The organism is Nonomuraea sp. NPDC050783 (assembly GCF_040802095.1).
Lineage (GTDB): Bacteria > Actinomycetota > Actinomycetes > Streptosporangiales > Streptosporangiaceae > Nonomuraea.
In genome coordinates this window covers 36241-56202 of sequence record NZ_JBFAHK010000022.1, presented here as the reverse complement: position 1 = coordinate 56202, position 19962 = coordinate 36241, and the positions used below count along the sequence as shown (strand labels likewise).

Here is a 19962-nt window from a genome sequence, read left to right as displayed (position 1 = left end):
TCGGAAATTTGCGGCTTGGGGGTCGCGAGGTCCGCCCCTTACGGACGGCCGGAACCACCCTTCCGGCCGGCGGCCCGTGGCCAGGTCAGGCCGCCGTCGTCAGCTCGCCGTCGTCAGGCCGCCGTCGTCAGGCCGCCGCGCACCTGCCCGGGCACCTGGGCGGCCATCTGGGCGGGCACCTGCCCGGCCGTCCGGGCCAGGGCGGGCCGGCGCTGCCACGACAGCCACGCCAGCCAGAACGCCAGCACGCCCAGCAACGTCACCTCGGCCCCCAGCAGCAGCCGCTCCACCAGCCCGATCATGACCCGCTCCCCCGGCAGGGCCACGTACGTGATCGCCAGCAGCCCGAACCCGCCCGCCAGCGTCACCCATTCCACGGCCCGCGCCACGGGCTTCCACGCGGCGTCCGCGCCCAGCCGCGGCACCAGCAGCGCCCCGGCGGCCGGCAGGCTCACGAAGGCCGCCACGGACACGTACCGGTGGATCTGCGCCGCCAGGTCGAGGTCCTGGCCGATCGGCGTCGTCGGGATGACCGCCGCCACCACCAGCGCCGCGGACCAGAGGAGCAGCAGGCGCTCCGGCAACCCCCGCACCGGAGCGCCCGCCGACCGCAGCCCCGCCAGCAGCGCCAGCGACCCCAGCCCGAGCACCGCCATCGCGGCCTCCGTGACGCCCCCGCGGTCGGACACGGCGTACTCGCTGACGGTCACGCTCATCGGGTCGAGGTAGGGGTCGGGCCCGAACTGGCCCACCACCACCGCGACCACGGCGAACAGGATCGAGCCACAGGCGACGGCCGGGAGGAGCTTCTTTGCTGCGGTCATGCCTCCACCCTCCCGCCGCGCCCCCCTGCCGGGCATCCGGAGCCACCCCCGAGCCGTCCCTGACCCGACCCTGAGGGGGTCAGGGCCGGGGACGCCGGCGAGGCCGGGCGGCACGCAAAAGACCGCGCAGCGTGCCCGGGTCTGGTGGGCGCGCTGCGCGGCGTTACGGGAGCGGGGATCGGGCGTCAGCCGGTGCGGAGCGTCAGCCCGTACACGCTCAGGGGCTCGTTGACCGGCTGGTGGTAGGTGGTGCCGCCGGTCGTGCAGTTGCCCGAGCCGCCCGAGGTCGTGCCCTGGGCCTGGTTGCCCGAGATGAACGAGCCGCCGGAGTCGCCGGGCTCGGCGCAGGCGCTGGTCCTGGTCAGGCCGGTGACGGTGCCCTGCGCGTACCGGACGGTGGCGTTGTGCTGCTGGATGGTGCCGCAGCGCCAGCCGGTGGTGGAGCCGGAGCGGCAGATGGAGGCGCCGACCGAGGCCTGCGTGGAGCCGCGGACGGTCACCAGCGCGCCGCCGGAGCCGCGGACGTACGGCGTGGCGGTGTTGCCGCTGTCGGCGGCCACCCACGCGTAGTCGTTGCCCGGGAAGGACGAGCCGCGGAAGGTGCCGCTCGGGTTGGAGGTCCGGGAGCCGACCCGGCCGCAGTGCCCGGCGGTGACGAAGCCCTGGGTCGAGCCCTGGGTGACGGCGAAACCGACGCTGCAGCGGCTGGAGCCGATGTAGTACGGCGCCCCGCCGATGATGTCGATGAACGTCATCGGGCGCTCGGCCGTGGCGGCCACGCTCACCTGGCCGCGGTCCACGCCGGCGGCGGCGACCAGCGCCTCGGCGGCCTCGACCGTGGGAGCCTGGACGGAGACGGTGTTGGTGGTGACGTCGACGTACCACAGGGCGGCGCCGGCCTTGGCCCGGTTCGGTGCCCGGTCCAGCTTCCGCATGATGCCGTTGAGGTCGGCCAGCGAGCGCTGGACGACGACGGGCTGCGCGCCGCGCGCCTCGATGGCGGGAGCGGCGGCGGCGTCGGTGGTGGCGACGTTGAGCTTGGAGGCGTCGGCGTTGAGCCAGGCGCCGCCGAACGAGGTGCCGAGCTGGGCGGTCAGCGCCGACTCCGTGGCCGCGGCGCGCTCCTCGTTGGCCAGGCGCGCGACGACCTGCGCCTCGGACAGGCCGAGGTCACGCTCCATGGCGTCGATCACGGCCGGGGGGACGCCGGGAGGGGCTGCTTGCGGTGCGGGTTCGGCCGCCGCCGCGGGGCTGAGGGGCGTGGCCAGGCTGACGGCGAGGATGATGCCGCCTACTAGCGCACATCGTTTACTCGACATGTGCACTCCTCGGGTGGGGGTGGTGTCAAGTTAACGGCTGGTGAGACCGGCGTTCAGATACCAATGGACCCCTATTTCGGTGTTATGGAGGGGGTTTTGGCCTGGGTCCCGAACCGGACATTTCCCGCCTTAAAGGCGAACGCCGAGGTAGGTCGGTAAGGTCCCGGTGCTGGAGGTGTTCTCTGTGCGTCAAGGTGTTCGTCATGTGCTCGGCGCCGGCGCGGGACTGCTGGCCACGCCGCTCGTCGCAGCCGGTTTCATGTTCGGTGACACCCAGCTCCGCACCGCGCCCGACTGGCCGCCCGACTGGCCGCCCGTCGCCGCGCTGGCGGGCGCCGCGATCCTCGTCGGCGTCCTGGCCGGATCGCGGCTGTCCCCGCTCGCCTCGCTCCTGCCGGGCCTGGCCCTGCTGGCCCTCGCCACGGCGGCGCTGGCCCGCCTGGACGTCGGCTACACCCGCGTGCCCGCCGCCTACCTGGACGACTACCGGACCCTGGTGACCCTGTGGGCGCCGGTCGCCGGATGCGTGCTGCTGGCCGCCTCCGCCTTCCCGTCCCGGTGGCGGGGCGGACCGCGGGCGGCGCCCGTCGCGGCGGAGCCCGCTCCCCCGCAGCCGGAGGAGCAGGCTCCCGCGCCGCCGCCGTTGCCGAAGCGGATCCCGTCCCGCTACTGAGCCCCGCTACCGGGCCCCGCTACCGGGACGGGCGGGCCACCAGGACGGCGATCACCAGGTACGCCGCCGCGAACAGCGCGAACGCGCTCCCGTTCGACAGGGCGCCCGAGGCCGCGCCGTAACCGGCGTAGACGGCCAGCGTGACCACGTTGGCGCCCAGCCCGGCGACCGACGTCACCGTGGCCCGGGCCGCCGCGCCGATCCGCTCCTGCAACCGGGCGTCGGCCACCACCCCGGCGAGCTGGAACCCGCCGAACGCCACGGCGACCAGCGCGAACCCGGCCGGGTGCCCGCTCAGCGCCCCGGCCGCCAGGGCGACGGCCGCCCCCGCGAGGGTCAGGGCGTAGGCCCGGGCGGGCATGCCGTGCGCGACCCCGGCCAGCAGCCCGCCGGCCGTGGCCCCGATCCAGACGACGAGCACCAGCAGGGGCACGGCCGCCTCGGCCACGCCGGTCTCGACGCCCAGGAACGGCACGTACTCCTCCAGCGCGCCCCAGACCGCGGTCACGAACGAGACCAGCAGCAGCGCCCTCAGCACGCCGGGATCGGTGCGGGCCGCGGCGACCCCGGAGCGCAGGACCGCCAGGTAGCCGTCCTCCCCCGCGGCGCGCGGGGCCCGGCGCTCGGGCAGCGTCAGGGCCGTGGCCGCGCCGAGGACGCAGGCCAGCACACTGGCCGCGCCCACGACGGCGTACCCGCCGGCCGCGAACACCGGCACGGCGAGCCCGATGGCCAGCGCGTTGGCGACCAGCCCCGCGGCCTCCGCCCGGCCCATGACGGCGGCGTAGCGGCCCTCCTGGCCCCGCCGCTCCAGCTCCTCGTACGCGAGGGCCTCGTACGCGCCGGACACGAGGGCGCCCTGCGCCCCCCACAACACGAACCCGGCGGCGAAGGCCCAGTAGGACGGCACCAGCACCCACAGGGCGTAACCGGCGCCGGCCAGGAGCGGGCCGAGGAACAGCAGCAGGCGCCTGGACACGGCGTCGGCCCAGGCCCCGGACGGGACCTCCAGCACCATGCCCGTCACCGACCAGATGACGAACAGGGAAGAGGTCTCGGCGACGGACAACCCGGCATCGGCGAACAGCAGCGTGTAGACCGGGTAGAGCAGGATGAATTCGCCCAGGAACGCGTAGGCGTAAAGTTTCGCGACGAGCATGACGAGCGTGTGGCCTTCCAGCAGGACGATCGGGGACTCCGGGAGCTCGTCACCCCGGAGGTCCGCGCGCCCCGCGCGGGCCTGTGGCCGTCGGTCATCAATGTCGTCGGATCATGCCCGCCAGTCTAGCCGCCTGTTACGCTGCCGGGCGTGGCCCTGGCTGTGAGTGTGGTGGTCCGCTACCGCAAGGCGGTGACGTACGGCGTGCACGCGCTGCTCGCCGCCCTGGAGACCGCGAGGGTCGAGCACGAGCTGCGGCTCGGCACCACCCCCGAGGAGACCGCCGGGCACATCCGCGACAGCCGGGCCGACCAGGTGCTCACGCTGTGGTCGTTCTACTCGCCCGACGCCGGGGCGATGGCCGCCGAGCTGGCCGCGGTCAAGGAGCTGAGCGGCGGACGCGGCCTGCACATCGCGGGCGGCGTGCACGCCACCGCCGAGCCGCAGCAGGTCATCGACGCGGGCTGGGACCTCGCGGGCATCGGCGAGGGCGAGTCCACGATCATCGCGCTGGTGCGGGCGCTGCGCGAGGACGCGCCGCTCACCACGGTGCCCGGCCTGGCGATCAGGGACGCCGACGGCGTCGCGCTGCGCACCCGGCCCGCGCCGCAGCTCCCGCTGGACGCCTTCCCGTCCTTCGTCGGCAGGAACGGCCCCATCGAGATCACCCGCGGCTGCCGTTACACCTGCCGTTTCTGCCAGACGCCGTTCATGTTCGGCGGCCAGTTCCGGCACCGCTCGGTGGGCAGCGTGCGCGAGCACGTGCGCGGCATGGTGGAGCGCGGGCTGAAGGACATCCGCTTCATCACCCCGACGTCGCTGTCGTACGGCTCGCCCGGCCCCGATCCCGACCTGGGCGCCGTGGAGGAGCTGCTGGCCGGGGTCAAGGAGGAGCTGCCGCCGCACGGCCGGGTCTTCTTCGGCAGCTTCCCCTCCGAGGTGCGGCCCGAGCACGTCACGCCGGAGGCGATGCGCCTGCTCAAGCGGTACGTCGCCAACGACAACCTGATCATCGGCGCCCAGTCGGGCTCCGACCGGGTGCTGGCCGCCTCCGGGCGCGGCCACGACACCTCGCCGGTCCGCGACGCGGTGCGCATCGCGGTCGAGCACGGCTTCAGGCCCAACGTCGACTTCATCTTCGGCATGCCGGGCGAGGACGAGACCGACCAGGCCGCCTCGCTCCGGCTCGCCGCCGACCTGGCCGAGCTGGGTGCGCGCATCCACACGCACACGTTCATGCCGCTGCCCGGCACGCCCTGGCGCGACGCCGAGCCGGCCTTCATCCCGCTGACGACGATGCGCGAGCTCGACCGGCTGGCGCAGCGCGGCGACGCCTACGGGCACTGGCGCAAGCAGGCCGAGCACTCCGCCCGGCTGGCCGAGACGGCCAGGGCCTACCCGCGGCGGGCCCGGCGACGGCGCGCCTGAGCCCGCCTGGATCGCTGAGCCCGCCTGGATCGCCTGGGCCCGCCTGTACCGCCTGAGCCGAGCCCCTACGCCAACCTCTGCTCGTCGTCATCGTCGTCGAAGGCGGCGTGCAGCACCCGCTCGAAGGCGTCGCTGACCGGCCGCAGCGCGTGGGTGACCGCGTTGACGAGCGGGCCGAAGATCTCGCTCACCTCGGCCATGAGGTCGGGGCTCTTGTTCTCGGGAGGCGCCCAGCGCATGGCGTCGGCGCTCAGCGTCTCCCACTCCTCGACGACGCCGTCGATGGCGTCGAGCACGTGATCAGGGTCGCTTGGCATGACCGCTCCCCGCGGCGAGAAGGGATTCCCTACCACGGTAACCCAGGTGGCACCGGCACGCCGCTCAGGCGGGGATGGAGACCCCCACGCCGCCGCGCGTCCTGGCGCCGTAGCGCTCCTTGTCCGCGCCGAGGTCCAGCGGACGGATGCTCTTGCGCGCGGCGAGCACCTCCTCGGTCAGCAACGAGGCCGGCACCAGCCACGACACCTCGAACTCCAGCCCGTCGGGGTCCTTGGCGTAAAGGGCCTTGGTGGTGCCGTGGTCGGAGGAGCCGACCAGCGCGCCCAGCTCGGCCAGCTTGCCCGCGACGCGCTCCAGCTCGTCGAGCGTGTCCACCTCCCAGGCCAGGTGGTAGAGGCCCACGGAGGTGTGGCCCGCGCCGGAGGGGGCGGCGTCCGCGCCGATCTGGAACAGGCCCAGGTCGTGGTCGTTGGTCGACCCGGGGGCCTGGAGGAAGGCGGCGCCGCGCATGCCCATCACCACCTCGAAGCCGAGGGCCTCGCGGTAGAAGGCGACGCTGCGCTCCACGTCCCGGACGTACAGGACCGCGTGGTTGAGCCGCTGGACCGGCATGGTGATCCCCTTTCGAGTGAGTCCCCTCCGGAGTATATGAGAGTTCAACTAAATTGAGAGGGTGACGGAATGGCTGGATGAGGACGAACAGCGGACCTGGCGCGCCTTCCTGGCGGCCACCCGGCTCGTCCAGGAGGTGCTCGACCGGCAGCTCCAGCGCGAGGCGGGCATGCCGCACACCTACTACGAGATCCTGCTGCGCCTGTCGGAGACCCCCGGGCGGAGGTTGCGGATGAGCGAGCTGGCCGCCCAGGCCCACATCTCGCAGAGCCGCCTGTCGCACGCCGTGGCGCGGCTGGAGGAGCGCGGCTGGGTGCGCCGCGAGCGCTGCCTCGCCGACGGCCGGGGCAACCTCGCCGTGCTGACCGGCGAGGGCCACGCCGCCCTGGCCGCCGCCGCGCCCGGCCACGTGGCGCAGGTGCGCCGGGCGCTGTTCGACGTGCTCAAGCCCGACCAGGTGGAGGCGCTGGACGAGATCTGCGCGGCCATCCTGGCCGGCTCCGCCGGGGACACGCTGCGGGGGTAGCGAGAAAAGTGCCGGGCGGAGGCCGTAGCGTGCTGCGGGTACCCGAGCGAGGAGATGCCGATGCACGACACCGAAGAGGCGCTGTTCCGGGCGGTCCACGGCATCGCGGGGCGGCTCGCCGGCAGCCCCGTGCCCGTGATCATGAAGGCGCTGGTGCGCGACCTGCCCAAGGCCCCCGGCCTCGAGGTGGCGGAGCTGCGCAGGATCGCCGAGGAGATCAGCGTCGGGCGCGACCCGTCGGGCCTGTGAGCCGGGCGTGACCCCTCGACCCGGGACGAATCGGCACGACGCGGATACCATTTCTCCCATCTGAACCAGCTTGCGCTGGAACGCGTGTGAGGAGTTCGTGAGTGACGCTGGTCGCTGGGGTCGATTCGTCGACGCAGAGTTGCAAGGTCGTCATTCGTGACGCGGAGACCGGCGCGCTGGTCCGTGAGGGCCGCGCCCGGCATCCGGAGGGCACGGAGGTGCACCCGTCCCACTGGTGGGCGGCGCTGCTGGAGGCCCTGGAGAACGCCGGCGGGCTCGACGGCGTGGCGGCCGTCAGCGTCGGGGGGCAGCAGCACGGCATGGTCTGCCTGGACGAGTCCGGAAATGTCGTACGAGACGCCCTGCTCTGGAACGACACCCGCTCCGCCCAGGCCGCCGCCGACCTGACCGCCGAGCTGGGCGGCGCGCAGGCGTGGGCCGACGCGGTGGGCTCGGTGCCGGTGGCGTCGTTCACGGTCACCAAGCTGCGGTGGCTGGCCCGGCACGAGCCCGACAACGCCCGCCGCACCGCCGCCGTGTGCCTGCCCCACGACTGGCTCACCTGGCGGCTGGCCGGCGCGCTCGCCTCCGGCGTCCCGTTCTCGCGGGAGGCGTGGCGGGACGCGCCGCTCGCGCCCCTCGACGCGCTCACCACCGACCGCGGCGACGCCTCGGGCACCGGCTACTGGTCGCCGTTCACCGGCTCCTACCGCACCGACCTGCTCAAGGCCGCCTTCGGCGCGACGCCGCTGCTGCCCCGCGTGCTGGGCCCCGCCGAGCGGGCCTACGACGGCCCGGTCCTGCTCGCCCCCGGCACCGGCGACAACATGGCCGCCGCGCTCGGCGTGGGCGCCCGCTCCGGCGACGTCGTGGTCTCCCTCGGCACCTCCGGCACCGTCTTCGCGGTCGCCGAGCAGCCGAGCGCCGACCCGACGGGGGCGGTGGCCGGGTTCGCCGACGCGACGGGGCGCTTCCTGCCGCTGGTGTGCACGCTCAACGCCGCCCGCGTCATGGACGCCGCCGCCCGCATCACCGGGGCCGGCCTCGACGAGCTGAGCGACCTCGCGCTGCGGGCCCCCGCCGGCGCCGGCGGCCTGACGCTGGTGCCCTACCTGGAGGGCGAGCGCACCCCCAACCGGCCCACTGCCACCGGCTCCGTCCACGGCCTGACCCTGGCCACCGCCACCCCCGCCCACCTGGCCCGCGCCGCCATCGAGGGCATGTTGTGCGGCCTGGCCGACGCCCTGGACGCGCTCGACGTGCGGCCGGAGCGGGTGCTCCTGATCGGCGGCGCCGCCCGCTCGGAGGCCGTCCGCCGCATCGCGCCGACGATCTTCGGCGTCCCGATCACCGTCCCGCCGCCGGCCGAGTACGTCGCCGACGGGGCCGCGTACCAGGCGGCGACCCTGCTGACGACGCCGGAGTGGCGCTCGGAGGAGACGGTGACGTACGAGGGGGAGGCCGTCCCGGAGATCCGCGCCCGCTACGCCCGCGCCACCCGGCACATCCTCGACTGAGCGCCACCGGCCGCGCCGGCCCGCCCGCACTCCCCGCCGTTGGGCGCGTGCGGGCGGGCGGGCCGGCCACGATCGGCGGGCGGACCCCGGCCGGCAGCGTGGCGGGCCGGTGGACCGGGTGCCGGGGCAGGCGGAGCGTGACCTCGTGGTCGGCCGGACAGGGCCAGGAGCCGCCGCCGTCACGCTCACCGCGGCCGGAACACCTCGCCGTCCGCGGGCTGGGCCGGGTGCGGCTCGCGCCAGATCTCCCGCCCGGCGGCGTCGTACCCGACGATCTGGAACCCCTCGCGGTAGATGTCGCCCTCCCGCTCGTGCGAGCCGGCGAACACCCGGACGCCGATCCCCCACGGGTCCTTCCTGGCCCTCGTCCGCGCCTTCCGCCCGTCGGCGAGGACCAGCTCCACCTCGGCCGTCCTGACGTCGCTCGCCAGGCCGAACCACCGGTGGTCGCGCTCGTGCAGCAGCACCGGCATGGTGTCGCCGCCCAGGTCCTTCATCAGGTCCTTCGCCCTGACCAGGTCCGAGGCGACCGGCCGGCCGGCCAGCCGCCAGATCAGCGTCCGGTCCGGGACGTCGTACACGTTCGCGCTGAGCCCGCCGTCCAGCTTCAGCACCTCGCCGGCCGGCTCCGCCGTCGCCTCCGGCACGATCATGGGCGTGTTGTCCACCCGGGCCAGCACGTCGCCCCCGGCGCCGGTGAACTCGAACGAGCCCACCCGCGTCCCCGCGGGCACGGTCACCGTCCAGACGGCCCGGGGCGCGCCCCGCGGGTGGTGGATCGAGCCGCGGACCCGGTCGCCCCCGTCCGACACCGCCGCCACCCCGGCGACCGCGTCACCGGCGGCCCCGAAGTACAGCACCCGCTCCGGGGGCGGCCAGGACTGGGTGGAGCCCTCCAGGGAGGCGGTCCCGCCGACCGGCTCCTGGTTGCAGGAGCTCGTGGACCCGCCCGTCCTCGACAGGTACGTCCAGCACAGGACCGCCCCGCCGTCCTCCTTCCGCCGGGCGAACCACAGGCTCATGTCCCGGTCCTCGGAGGGGTTGCGCAGGACCAGGGCCTCGCCCAGCGGCGGGCGGCTCCACGCGGCGTCGGCGGGCGGTGTCGGCTCGGACTCGATCACGCTCGTGGTCACGCCACCCTTCCCCGGCCCGTCGCCGGTCACGGTCATCGGCACGGCGATCGCCGCCGCCACCAGTCCCGCCACCAGGCCCGCCGCCAGGCCGGCCAGCGTGCCGTGCCGCCGCGCCCGCCGCCGCCCGGCGCGGGCCACGATCCGCCCCGGCAGCCCGGGGGGCGCCTGCGGGGCGCGTTCGGAGGCGTGCCCCAGCGTGTCCCGCAGCCGGTTCTCCAGATCCTCGGTCATGAGACGCCCTTCTGTGCCGTGGTGGACGGGGCCAGGGCGGAACGCAGCTTGCCCAGGCCCAGGGAGGCGTGGCTGCGTACGGTCCCGCGCGAGATGCCGAGCACCCGGGCGATGTCCTCGTCCGCGAGGTCCTCGTAGTAACGCAGGACGAGCACGGCCCGCTGCTTGCGTGGCAGCCCCTTGAGCGCCTCCCACAGGCCCTGCTCCACGTCGGACGGCAGCAGCCGGCGGCGGTCGGCCTCGTCCGGCAGGTCCCCGGTCAGGTGCTCGCGGCCGCGCCGCCGCCAGACGCTGATGTGCAGCCTGGCCATGATGGTGCGGGTGTACGCCTCGGGGTCCTGCTTACGCCGTACGCGGGGCCAGGCCCGGTGCAGCCGGATCAGCGCCTCCTGCATCAGATCGGCCGCGTCGTGGGCGTTGCCGCTGAGCACGTACCCGTAGCGCAGCAGGGCGTCGGCCCGGTCCGCCACGAAACTCTCGAACCTGGAGTCGTCCTCCAAAGTCCAACCCTTTCCTCGTCCGTCATCTACAAGACCGGACGGGACCCCCGAACTGTTGAACCATCGGCCGGACGGCCTCTCGATGGGCGATTCGCGAGTCGACGCCCCCACTGCTTCGCCGCTGCCCCCGCCAGGGCGAGCAGCCCTCCGAACACCGGCAGCCAGCCCAGACGCTCCGGCAGCCAGGAGAGGTGGGCGGGCGGGGTGAGCAGCCCCGGGACGGCGCCGAAGCGGAGTGCGGCCAGGGCGGTCACGGCAACCACTGTCAGGTGCCAGAGGAGGATCGTGAGAGCGGACAGGTTGAGCAGCGCCACCGCGGCCCAGAGCCGAGGCCGGCGCATCAGCCGCCCCAGCGGCCCGTGCGCCAGCAGCGCCAGCCCCACCTGGGCGAGCCCGAAGGCGACGGCGGCGAGCGTGGGCGGGCTGAGGTTCGAGACCCCCGCCCCCGGCACGCCCACCATGCTCGCGGGATAGCCGAACCCGGCCACCAGGACCGCCGCCCCGGCCGCCCCTCCAGCCAGCAGCGCCACCGCCGTCCGCCGGGAGGCGAGCCCGCCGCCCGCCCAGCCCACCCCCAGCACGTACGGCACCAGCCACCCGGCCGCGAGGTTCACCCACCCCAGCCAGGCAGGCCCGTCCAGGCCGAACCTGACCGCGTCCACCGCGAGCACCACCGCGGCCGCCGAGGCGGCGGTGACGCCCGGCCGCAGTTTCAGCAGCAGGGGAGTGGCGGCGGTGAACGCCGCGAAGACCGCCAGGAACCAGATCGGCCCGAGCGCCGGGAGCGCCAGTGCCCTGACCGTCGCGTACGGCGCGCCGTGCAGCGCCAGCCCCGCCGCGATCCCCGCCCAGACCAGCAGGAGAGGGCCCACCGGCCGCAACAGCCGCCCCATCCGGGCCCGCACCCACGCCGGACCCGCCGCCGCCCGCGCCGGACCGTCCGTTCTCGCCCGCGCCGGCCCCGCCGTCTCCGCTCGCGCCCGATCACCCGCGGTCCGCAGGCTCCGTGCCGCGGCGTACCCGCCCACGAAGAAGAACACCGCCAGCGTCTGCAGCACCCACGACAGCGGCGCGAGCTCCGGCATGAACGCGAGCGGGCTGGAGACGGCGACCGTCCCCCGGGGCCCGGGCACCCACGCCGTGACGAGCCAGTGCCCCAGCACCACCCCGGCGATCGCCAGCGCCCGCAGCGCGTCCACCCCCCGGTCCCGCCCCGGCGGCGTCATCGCCTCGATCCGCGCCGCCGTACGGCCCCCGGCCGGGTCACGCATGGGACACCTCGGCCGTCCGCCCGAGGGCGATCAGGGTGAGGTTGCGCAGGGACTCGCTGCCGGGGGCGAGGTAGTCGCTGTGCCCGGCGGCGCCGGCCGCGAACACCCGGGAACCGTAGCCGGGCTCGGCGGGATCGCGGCCGAAGCCCAGCGGGCCGATCTTGATCTTGGGGATGCCGCGCGCCCAGTCCTCCGTGCCGCTGCCCGCCCAGAGCGGGACCCCGCCCAGCTCGGCCGCCGAGGAGACGCCGAGCCCGGGGCTGCCGAACACGGCCAGGTTGTCCGCCCGGATCCCCGGCGCGGCCTTGGCGCACACCACCGACCCGTAGCTGTGGCACAGCAGGCTGACCCGCTTACCGCGGAGCGTCTCGTTCACGTAGCGCCGCAGCGCCGGGGCGCCCTTCTCCGCGGCCCAGCCGGTGGCGGACCCCAGGCCGACGGTCGCCGGGCTGTCGTACCCGAGCCAGGCGACCACGGCCAGCCGGGCCGCCGGATCCAGTTCCCGCGCCTGGGCGAGCACCACCCGCGCCCCGCCTCCGGGGGTGCTGTACGGCTTGGCCCGTCCGCCGTCGAAGGTGGCGGACGTGGTGTCGGCGCCGGGGACAATGACGGCCACGTGCTCCGCCGTACTGAGATCGCCGTAGACCCGGATGATCCGGTCACCCTGCGGCGAGGGGGCGACCAGGTAGGTGAGCGCCGCGGCGATGGCGACGGCGAGCGTGGAGCGGAGCACGGGGGCCTCCTGTCCGGTTCGGGGGAACGAGACAGGACGCTACGAATCAAGATCGGTAACTCGCGTCACACCGCGGTGCTCACCTTCACGTCACCCCCCGGAGGGAGGGAGGCGGCGCCGTCCCGGGGAGCGGGCGTGGGACGGTCCCTTGAAGACCTCACTCGCCGGGGCGGACCAGCCCGGACTCGTAGGCGTACACGATCGCCTGGGCCCGGTCGCGCAGGTTCAGCTTGGCCAGGATCCGGCCGACGTGGGTCTTGACCGTCTGCTCCGAGAGTACGAGTTCCTCGGCGATCTCCTGGTTGGAGCGGCCCTTGGCGATGAGGGCGAGCACCTCGGTCTCGCGTTCGGTGATGCCGTCCAGGCGGACGCGCGGGCGCTGCGGCCCGACGCGGGCGAACTCCACGATGAGCCGCCTGGTCACCGAGGGCGCCAGCAGCGCCTCTCCGGCGGCGACCACCCGTACGGCTTCGGCCAGCTGCTGCGCGGAGGCGTCCTTGAGCAGGAACCCGCTGGCCCCGGCCCGCAGCGCCTCGTAGACGTAGTCGTCGAGATCGAACGTGGTCAGGATCAGGATCTTCGGCGGGCGCCCGTCGTCCTCGCCGGAGCCGGTCCGCTCCCCGCGCTCCCCTGGCTCCCCGCGCGGGCCGGGGGAGAGGATCTCCCGGGTCGCGGCCAGCCCGTCCATGACCGGCATGCGCACGTCCATCAGGACCACGTCCGGCCGCAGCTCGGCGACGCGCTCGATCGCCTCCCGCCCGTTCACCGCCTCGCCCACGACCTCGATGTCGGGCTGGGCGTCCAGGAACACGGTGAAGCCGGTTCTGACCATGCCCTGGTCGTCGGCGATGAGCACCCTGATCGTCATGCGTCCTCCGTGATCACCTGGATCGTCATGCTTCCTCAGCGATCGGAAGTATCGCGGTGACCGCGAAACCCTTTCCCGCCGGCCCCGCCCACACGCTCCCGCCGAGCATGGCGGCCCGTTCCCGCATCCCGATCAGGCCGTGTCCCGTGTGCTTCTCGCGCCCCGCCTTCGCCGCCTCCGCGGCGGCGCGGTCCCCGCCGTCGTCCGCCACGTGGATGTTCAGCTCGTCGCCGGATCGGGAGATCTTCACCGTGACGGCCGAGCCGGGCGCGTGCCGCATGGCGTTGCTGAGCGACTCCTGCACGATCCGGTAGGCGGACAGACTCACCGCGGTGGGCAGTTCGAGCAGGTCGCCGTCCAGCGTGAGCTCCACGGCGAGCCCGGCGGAGCGCGCGGTGGCGGCGAGTTCGTCCAGGCGGCCCAGGCTCGGCTGCGGCGCGGTGTCCGTACGCCCGTCCCCGTCGCGCAGCACGCCCAGCACGTGGCGCATCTCGGTCACGGCGGCCAGCGAGAGCGCGCGGATCTGGCCGAGTTCCTTTTCCAGCAGCCGCGCGTCCCCCCGAGCCTTCAGCGGTACGGCCTCCGCCTGGATGGCGATCACCGACATGTGGTGCGCCACCACGTCGTGCAGCTCCCGGGCGATCCTGGCCCGCTCCTCCAGCACGGCCTGCCCGGCCAGCGCCTGCTCGCTGCGCCGTTTCTCCTCGGCCAGCCGCCCGGCGGCCGTCCTCCTGGCCTGGACGTTGTAGCCGAACAGGACGGTGACGGACACCATGGCGATGCCGATCAACGTCACGCCGGGCAGGCCGGGGCCGGATTGGATGCCGAGGATCCACAGGGCGGCGGCCGAGATCATCCACACGCCGATGATGACGTGCCGCTCGCAGCGGACCGCGACCGCGTAGACCACCAGCAGATACATGATCACGACGTCGACGGAGAAGGCCGCCTCCAGGTCCTGGCCGCGGGTGGCGATCCCCCAGGGAATCAGCACCACCGCGAGCCGCCAGGCCGTCAGCGGCCAGCGGTCGCGCAGCGCCAGCGGCAGCGAGGAGGTCACGGCGATGAACGCGATCTCTCCCTCGTCCAGAGGCGTCGCCATATGCAGCGACTCGCTCCTCATGAGCCCCTGCACGGCGCTGAACAGGACGAAGGCCAGCACGAGATCGGCGACGAGGACCAGGTCGAACGTGCGGAACGGCAGCAGACTCAGAACCCCCGGCACGCGGGGGGCCAGCCGCCGGGGTCGGGGGTGCGGCGGACCGGCCCTGCCGGTCCACACGGCCGCGGTGAGCGCGCGGCCCAGCCGGACGACGGGCCGCAGCCGCGCCCGCCAGGCGAGGGGAGAAGCCATCCGGCCAGTCTAGGGAGACCGCCGATCATCCGGATCACACCGTGGAGGGATCTCCGGCCTCACCCCGGTGAGCCGAATCACGCCGGTCGTGACCGGCGGAGCGTTGCGGCCTCGCGGGCAGGGTTCCCCGGACCGAGCTTGTCGGCACCGATGGCTCATCGTGGTCGGCACCGGCCGAGGAATTCCCATGCTCGCCGCTACCGGCTTCTGTGATGGACGGACTGTGGTGTTTCGTGTGCGCTTTGCTGTGATGTGTGGGGCACCGAAGCCGCGGTGGCATGGGACCTCAGAGCAGGGCGCGGACACTCTCCTCGATGGAGGCGACCGCCGCCGCGAAGGTCGAGAACTTCTCCACCCCCGTGCCGAGGGACCTCAGCAGCCGCACGAGCCTGCGGGGCTCGGGCTCGTCCGCCGCCAGCTCCCCGGCGATCGCCTCTCCGGTCTCGATCGCCTCCCGCAGCTCGGGATGGCCGGCCTCGTCCGCCCGCATCTCCTCCAGGAGGGCGTCGAGGCGGGCGCGGACCTCGCCGTACCGCCGGTTGTCGATCTTGCGGGAGTGCGCCTGGGCCCGGGTGCCCGCGGCCATCGCGTCCGCCTGGACGCGGGCGTTGCCCGTGATGAAGATGCCGCTGTTCTCGTTCGTCCTGTGCTCGTTCGTCCCGTGCTCGTTCATCCCGTGCCTTTCTGCCCCGTTCGGCCGCCGAGGCCGCCGAGGCCGCCGAACCCCTGTTTGGCGGGCTCCCCCGTCCGGGCGACGGCGCCGGCCCCCGCCGCCATGCTCTGGCTGGTGACCTGCGCCTGCCCGGTGACGAAGATGCCGTGGTTGAGGATGCTCAGCTGCCGCTGCCGCAGGTCGCTCACGTCCACGTGGTGCTCGGCCAGGAAGTCGGTGAGCGCGTCCATGATCCGCTGCTCGGCGGACTTGACGTACATCTCCTTGTCGAGCTGCTGGAAGTAGCGGTAGAAGAGGTGGTCGGTGGCCAGCTCGCGCGGGTTCCAGGCCGCGCCGTAGTTGAACGCGTGGCCCTGGACGGCCTTGACGGCCTCCCGGTGCAGCCGCCTGCGCCGCTGCGGGGCGCGCAGCTCCCGTACCGTGTTGGGCAGCGCGCGGAGGAGAGCCGGGTACGTCCGCGAGCCGGCGCGCCGGGCCAGCCTCGCCAGCCACCGCGACGTCGAGCAGTGGACCAGCTCGTCCACCTCGCGGTACTCCGCCCGCAGCGGCGGCAGCAACGAGGAGCTGGCCTCGGCGAACAGCAGCCCCTCGGACGGCAGCAGCACGAGCCTGAGGAAGATCGAGACGACCACCTCGCCCTCCCAGCCCGTCACGCTCACCACCAGGTAGGGCCGGGCGCGGGAGCGCGGATCGGCGCGCAGGTCGCGGATGAGATCCTCGCTCACCGCCGGGACCGGCGCGGCCATGGGGTCGGGCAGCAGGGCCTGCCGCAGCCGCGGCTCCGCGTCGTGCTGCAGGTCGAGCCCGTTGACGAAGAGCCGGTCCTCGACCGTCACGCCGGGCAGGCCCAGCCGTGCCACCTCCTCGGCGATCCGGTCGTACAGCTCGCCGACGGCGAACGGCACGACCTCCTCGCCCTCCTCCGGGCGGCTCACGTTCAGGCAGAACGACCAGGTGTTGATGACGGCGCCGTACCCGGCGAACGGGGAGTAGCGGGCGAACACCGTGACGTTCCCCGCGGCGCGGGCGCCGATCTCCGCCAGCCGCTCGCGCAGCTCGGGGGAGCGGGGCAGCGGGGCGTCGGCGGGGTCGAAGGACTCGCGGGTCAGGTACGGGAAGATGATCGTCTCGTACGTGCTCTGCAGCTCCATGAAGACGACCAGCCACGCGAGGAGCACCATCAGCGGGACCACCAGGACGATCGCCCCGGCCGCCGATCCCGGGTCCAGCGTCCAGACCAGCAGCAGGATGGCCAGCAGGCCCAGCTCCAGCCAGGCGAGCACGGCGTCCCGCACGCGCCGCCGCTGGCGTCCGGTCAGCGCGTACTTCAGCACGGTGGCCAGATCGACGCCAGGGGACTGCGCGACGGCCCGGAACCGGTCGTCGAGGATCTCGCGGATCACCGGATCGCTCACCCTGTCGTCCAGTTGCGCCGCCACGCACAGGTAGCGGGTCACCGGCAACGCCGCCGCCCCGCCCCCGGAGGCGGTGAGCGGGACCGTCTCCGGCGTGCTCGCCTGGCCGTCCTGCGAGTCCTGACCGTTGTGCGGGCACGAGGAGGAATGAGACGGATCGGGCCGACCGCAGCGAACGCAGTTCATGGCTCCGCCCCCAGAGTCGACGTCTTTGCCCCCGAGGTTCTCCGCCCGACTGTAACCGGCCACCAGCGGAAAGGCCATGCACCCCCGGGCCACCGTGTCAGCTCGCCGCCAGGGCCACCGTGGGCGCCAGGCGGGAGGCCCTGATCGCCGGGTAGATCCCGGCGACCGCGCCGACGGCCAGCGTGGCGGCGAAGGCGCCGGACAACACCCAGGCGGGCACCGTGGGCGGCCAGCCCTGCGACAGCGCGTACCCGGTGGTCACCAGGGCGCCGAGCGCGAGCCCCGCCACCCCGCCGAGCGCCGACAGCAGCAGCGACTCCGCCAGGAACTGGATCCTGATCTGTCCCCGGGTGGCGCCGAGCGCCCGGCGCAACCCGATCTCCTTGCGGCGCTCCAGCACCGAGATCACCATCGTGTTGGCCACGCCCACGCCGCCGACCAGCAGCGCGACCGCGCCGAGTCCGAGCAGCAGGTTGGTGAAGGTGCCCGCGGCGGCGGCGCGGGCGGCCAGCGCGTCCGACGGGCGGGAGACCGCGATCTCGTGCGGCCGCTCGGGGCTGACCGTCCGGGCGAGCATGCCCCTGACCTGCTCCACCGTCTCCTCGCTCGACCGCTCGTAGACAGTGGTGGGATGGCCGTCGAAACCGAGCCGCTCCCGCGCCGCCGGGAACCCGATCAGCGCGGCCCGGTCGATCTCCGGCGCGAGCGGCAGCGGGGCGAGGATCCCGGTGACGGTGAACCACCGCTCGCCCGCCCACACCCGCGCCCCGGTACGGCTGACGCCGAGCCGCTGGGCGGCGACCGCGCCGAGGACGACCGCGGGCTGGCGGGCGATCGCCTCGTCCAGCCAGCGTCCGACGCGTATGCGCCCGTCGAGTGTGTCCAGCAGGTCCAGGGACGTGGCCTGGACGGTCAGCCCGCCCGTGTCCTCCTTGGGGATGCGGTCGCTCCTGCGGACGGTCCCGGGAACGACGCCGGTGGCGCCGGCGTCGGTCACGCCGGGGATCCTGCGGACCATGAGCGCGGCGTCCGGGTGCAGCTTGACCGGGTCGCCCGAGAACGACTGGCCGGGCTCCACCCGCAGCAGGTTGGTGCCGAGCCGGTCGAGCCGGCGCAGCAGCTGTTCCTGGCCGGAGGCCGAGATGCCGATCACCGAGATCATGGTCGCGATGCCGATGGCGATGCCGAGCGCGGACATCACCACGCGCGAGGTCCTGGCCCGCAGTCCCGCGACGCCGACCCTGACGACGTCGCCCGGCCGCAGGCGGGCGGGTACGAGCGCGTTCACGGCTCCTCCCTGATGGTGCCGTCGTGGATGTGGATCCGTCTCGGGCACCACCGGGCGATGTCCATGTCGTGGGTGATCATGACGATGGTGGTGCCCGCGCTGTGGAGCTCGCGCAGGATGCCGAGCACCTGCCGGCCCGAGGCGGAGTCGAGGTTGCCGGTGGGCTCGTCGGCCAGCAGCAGCGGCGGGTCGCCGACGACGGCTCGGGCGATGGCCACGCGCTGCTGCTCGCCGCCGGACAACTGGTGCGGGCGATGGCCCAGCCGGTGGCCGAGACCGACGCGTTCCAGCGCGGCCCGGGCGCGCTCGCGGCGCTCGGCCGGCGGGCGTCCCGCGTAGAGGAGGCCGTCGGCCACGTTGTCGACGATCGGGGCTCCGGCGTCCAGGTGGAACTGCTGGAAGACGAAGCCCAGGTGGAGCGCGCGCAGGGCGGACAGCTCGCGGTCGGTCAGCCTGCCGACGTCGTGCCCGGCGACGCGGACGGTGCCGGACGTGGGGCGGTCCAGGGTGCCGAGGAGGTTGAGCAGCGTCGACTTGCCCGATCCTGACGGGCCGATGACGGCCAGCAGCTCGCCCTCGGCGACCTTCAGGTTCACGCCGCGCAGCGCTTCGACCGTGTCGTTGTGGCGTTTGCCGACGTTCTCCATCTCGACGATCATTCCGCGGGCACCCCGACCTTCGTGCCCGCCTCCAGGCCGGGGCCGGAGATCTCGACGCGGCCTCCGCCGTACACACCCGTCCTGACGGGCACGACGCGCCCGCCGATCTCCAGGCCGTAGCCGCCTCCGGCGGTGGCCAGCAGCGCCTCGACGGGAACGCTAAGGACGTCGCGCCTGCTGACGCTCTCCAGCAGTACGGTGACAGGCGTCCGGTCGGCGATGCCGCTCCGCACCCTGCCGATCCGGACGCCGACCTCGACGCTGGCGACGCCCTCGCGCGGCTCGGCCACGTCGCCGACCATGACCACCTTCCCCGCCACCGTGCCACCGTCGGGCAGCTCCACCTCGACCCTGGCCCCCTTCCTGGCCGCCGCCCGGTCGGCGACGTTCAGGTAGAGCTGGACGAGGCGGTCGGTGCCTGTCACGGTCAGCATCCGGCGGCCGGGCGAGACGGTGTCGCCGACGGCCACGTCCGCCTTGGCGACCCTGACCTTCGACGGCAGGAACACGACCTGCCCGGCGTCGACGACTCCGGTCACCGGGAGGCCGGCCCGTTTCTGCCAGGCCCGTACGGCACGGGCGGTGGCCCACGAGAACCGGTCGTCCACGGTGACGCCCTCGCCGTGGCCGAGCGCCCTCAGCGCCGTCTCCAGCTGGCGGACGTCGGGGCCGTCCTTGACCCCCTGGCGGAGCGGCCGGTAGAGCGGCAGCCTGCCGTACATCAGCACGACGGGCTCGCGGTCCACGCGGTAGAGCGCCTGGCCCTGGCGCAGGACCCGGCCGGGGCGGGCGAGCGCCGTGACGGTCCCGCTCGTGCCGCCGCGCACGACCCGCTCCCCCGCGAAGACGATCCTGCCGGGGAGCGAGACCGCGTCGGTCAGGTCGCCGCGCACGATCTCCGCCGTGGCCCGCGGCGGCGGGGAGGGGGCGGCGTCCCGCTCGCCCGGGCCGCTCATGGACAGGGCCACGGGCAGGGCCGCGACAGCCCCCGCCGTCGCGGCGGCCACCGCGACCAGGCCGACGAGCACCCGCTTCATCGTTCTCCTTCCATCGGGGCGGCCGGTT

General features: G+C 74.3%; 21 protein-coding genes. 5 read left to right on the top strand and 16 right to left on the bottom strand.

The annotated features are described in order from the left end of the window. Window positions 1-113 precede the first annotated feature (113 nt). On the bottom strand, window positions 114-824 hold the full coding sequence (locus AB0H75_RS40040) for a DUF998 domain-containing protein (protein WP_367805264.1): 711 nt from the start codon (window positions 822-824) through the stop codon (window positions 114-116). 185 nt (window positions 825-1009) lie between these two features. Then, window positions 1010-2143: a S1 family peptidase gene (locus AB0H75_RS40035; RefSeq protein ID WP_367805262.1), complete on the bottom strand. Its 1134-nt coding sequence runs from the start codon at window positions 2141-2143 to the stop codon at window positions 1010-1012. A gap of 205 nt (window positions 2144-2348) precedes the next feature. Here AB0H75_RS40035 and AB0H75_RS40030 point away from each other — a divergent pair, with 205 nt between their 5' ends. Further along, window positions 2349-2816: a hypothetical protein gene (locus AB0H75_RS40030; RefSeq protein ID WP_367805260.1), complete on the top strand. Its 468-nt coding sequence runs from the start codon at window positions 2349-2351 to the stop codon at window positions 2814-2816. 19 nt (window positions 2817-2835) lie between these two features. On the opposite strand, the gene AB0H75_RS40025 is transcribed toward AB0H75_RS40030, so the two are convergent. After that, window positions 2836-3975, bottom strand: coding sequence for an MFS transporter (locus AB0H75_RS40025; RefSeq protein WP_367805258.1), 1140 nt, complete (start codon window positions 3973-3975; stop codon window positions 2836-2838). Window positions 3976-4125: 150 nt separating this feature from the next. Here AB0H75_RS40025 and AB0H75_RS40020 point away from each other — a divergent pair, with 150 nt between their 5' ends. Then, complete coding sequence (locus AB0H75_RS40020; protein WP_367805256.1) at window positions 4126-5403, top strand: TIGR04013 family B12-binding domain/radical SAM domain-containing protein; 1278 nt, start codon at window positions 4126-4128, stop codon at window positions 5401-5403. A gap of 65 nt (window positions 5404-5468) precedes the next feature. Here the strand turns inward: AB0H75_RS40020 and AB0H75_RS40015 are convergent, their stop codons facing one another. Next, window positions 5469-5720 (bottom strand): hypothetical protein, encoded by a 252-nt coding sequence (locus tag AB0H75_RS40015; RefSeq protein WP_367805254.1) that lies wholly within the window; start codon window positions 5718-5720, stop codon window positions 5469-5471. 64 nt (window positions 5721-5784) lie between these two features. Next, window positions 5785-6294 carry a VOC family protein gene (locus tag AB0H75_RS40010; RefSeq protein WP_367805252.1) on the bottom strand — a complete coding sequence of 170 codons (510 nt, stop codon included), beginning with the start codon at window positions 6292-6294 and terminating at the stop codon, window positions 5785-5787. Between the two features lie 61 nt (window positions 6295-6355). Here AB0H75_RS40010 and AB0H75_RS40005 point away from each other — a divergent pair, with 61 nt between their 5' ends. From AB0H75_RS40005 to AB0H75_RS39995, 3 genes are all read left to right on the top strand, one after another. Further along, window positions 6356-6820 carry a MarR family winged helix-turn-helix transcriptional regulator gene (locus AB0H75_RS40005; protein ID WP_367805250.1) on the top strand — a complete coding sequence of 155 codons (465 nt, stop codon included), beginning with the start codon at window positions 6356-6358 and terminating at the stop codon, window positions 6818-6820. Between the two features lie 60 nt (window positions 6821-6880). Continuing rightward, the gene (locus AB0H75_RS40000; protein ID WP_367805248.1) at window positions 6881-7069 is read left to right on the top strand and encodes a hypothetical protein; all 189 of its coding nucleotides are present in this window, start codon (window positions 6881-6883) and stop codon (window positions 7067-7069) included. A 101-nt stretch (window positions 7070-7170) separates the two neighbouring features. After that, window positions 7171-8586, top strand: a complete 1416-nt coding sequence (locus tag AB0H75_RS39995) for a xylulokinase (protein ID WP_367805246.1) — start codon at window positions 7171-7173, stop codon at window positions 8584-8586. Between the two features lie 185 nt (window positions 8587-8771). Here the strand turns inward: AB0H75_RS39995 and AB0H75_RS39990 are convergent, their stop codons facing one another. From AB0H75_RS39990 to AB0H75_RS39940, 11 genes are all read right to left on the bottom strand, one after another. After that, complete coding sequence (locus AB0H75_RS39990; RefSeq protein ID WP_367805244.1) at window positions 8772-9950, bottom strand: hypothetical protein; 1179 nt, start codon at window positions 9948-9950, stop codon at window positions 8772-8774. Continuing rightward, window positions 9947-10450, bottom strand: coding sequence for a SigE family RNA polymerase sigma factor (locus AB0H75_RS39985; RefSeq protein WP_367805242.1), 504 nt, complete (start codon window positions 10448-10450; stop codon window positions 9947-9949). Before AB0H75_RS39985 ends, AB0H75_RS39990 begins: the two co-directional genes overlap by 4 nt. 26 nt (window positions 10451-10476) lie before the next feature. Continuing rightward, a complete protein-coding gene (locus AB0H75_RS39980; protein WP_367805240.1) occupies window positions 10477-11721 on the bottom strand; it encodes an acyltransferase in 1245 nt (414 codons plus the stop codon). Beyond that, window positions 11714-12454, bottom strand: a complete 741-nt coding sequence (locus AB0H75_RS39975; protein ID WP_367805238.1) for an alpha/beta hydrolase — start codon at window positions 12452-12454, stop codon at window positions 11714-11716. Before AB0H75_RS39975 ends, AB0H75_RS39980 begins: the two co-directional genes overlap by 8 nt. 157 nt (window positions 12455-12611) lie before the next feature. Further along, entirely contained in the window at window positions 12612-13322 is a 711-nt protein-coding gene (locus tag AB0H75_RS39970) for a response regulator (protein ID WP_367805236.1), read from the bottom strand. 25 nt (window positions 13323-13347) lie between these two features. Then, window positions 13348-14676, bottom strand: a complete 1329-nt coding sequence (locus AB0H75_RS39965) for a sensor histidine kinase (protein WP_367805234.1) — start codon at window positions 14674-14676, stop codon at window positions 13348-13350. A gap of 286 nt (window positions 14677-14962) precedes the next feature. Continuing rightward, window positions 14963-15349 carry a hypothetical protein gene (locus AB0H75_RS39960; RefSeq protein ID WP_367805232.1) on the bottom strand — a complete coding sequence of 129 codons (387 nt, stop codon included), beginning with the start codon at window positions 15347-15349 and terminating at the stop codon, window positions 14963-14965. Continuing rightward, window positions 15346-16950, bottom strand: a complete 1605-nt coding sequence (locus tag AB0H75_RS39955; RefSeq protein WP_367805230.1) for a hypothetical protein — start codon at window positions 16948-16950, stop codon at window positions 15346-15348. The genes AB0H75_RS39960 and AB0H75_RS39955 overlap by 4 nt, the downstream gene beginning before the upstream one ends. Window positions 16951-17047: 97 nt before the next feature. Beyond that, a complete protein-coding gene (locus AB0H75_RS39950; protein ID WP_367805228.1) occupies window positions 17048-18238 on the bottom strand; it encodes an ABC transporter permease in 1191 nt (396 codons plus the stop codon). Then, the gene (locus AB0H75_RS39945) at window positions 18235-18897 is read right to left on the bottom strand and encodes an ABC transporter ATP-binding protein (protein WP_367805226.1); all 663 of its coding nucleotides are present in this window, start codon (window positions 18895-18897) and stop codon (window positions 18235-18237) included. Before AB0H75_RS39945 ends, AB0H75_RS39950 begins: the two co-directional genes overlap by 4 nt. After that, window positions 18894-19934 carry a peptidoglycan-binding protein gene (locus AB0H75_RS39940; protein WP_367805224.1) on the bottom strand — a complete coding sequence of 347 codons (1041 nt, stop codon included), beginning with the start codon at window positions 19932-19934 and terminating at the stop codon, window positions 18894-18896. The genes AB0H75_RS39945 and AB0H75_RS39940 overlap by 4 nt, the downstream gene beginning before the upstream one ends. Window positions 19935-19962 lie beyond the last annotated feature (28 nt).